We start from the raw sequence: 734 nt of genomic DNA on the forward strand, positions 1-734 counted from the left end.
GTCCATTGATTTCACGAGTGATATTCTTGACTCGACAGCACCAAGCCATACGCTGGTAGAATACTGTCTTCTCTTCGTCAAGAAGTTCGTTCGCTTTCTTGTGCTGAGCCGATGGTATGCGTCCGATTATTGGATGCGAAACTCGGATCTCAACAGGTGTAAGTTCTCCGAATACTTGTTCAGCCATCTTACCTACTGCACCAATAAAGTTCTGGTGCGACAGAGTAAGAGTGTTGTCGCTGAACGTTGGTATTACGTTCTTTGTTGTCAACTCTTCAAGCGTGATTGCCTGAGTGTTAGACTCGATGAAATTAGGGTGATTGTCGCCCCAATCTTCATCTTCTACTTCGATAACTTCGGCATCAATGACTTCTATGTCATCGTTAACGCCAAGAGTAATCTCTGATACAATCTTACCTTCTAAAGGCTCGACTGTCATTGTTGATTTGTTTGCCATTTGTATTTGCAATGTTTATGGTGTTGCCACCTGGTTAATAATGTGAATTGTCATAAACGAAAACCCAATCACGCTACTATCTTTGATTGTTGTATTGTAGGTGATTGGGCTGTAATCATAAGGCATGAGGTGCAATATGAAGCCTCTGTGATTCTATGCACTATACAAAGTCCATTACCTTGTTGTTGCCTTTGAAATAACCAAGTATTCATGTTGGTAGATAATTGTAAGTTTCCATTTTATATGCCTGTCCTGCATACAGAGAATGTCTGTAATG

1 protein-coding gene is annotated in these 734 nt (G+C 40.7%); it reads right to left on the reverse strand.

Features of this window, described 5'->3' with window-relative positions:
• Positions 1–457 (reverse strand): DUF3871 family protein (locus CIK99_RS14780; RefSeq protein WP_254047827.1); only part of this gene is annotated, 457 nt, incomplete at its 3' end.
• Positions 458–734: the final 277 nt, after the last annotated feature.

The organism is Prevotella sp. P5-92, assembly GCF_002251245.1.
In the GTDB taxonomy this organism is placed as follows: domain Bacteria; phylum Bacteroidota; class Bacteroidia; order Bacteroidales; family Bacteroidaceae; genus Prevotella.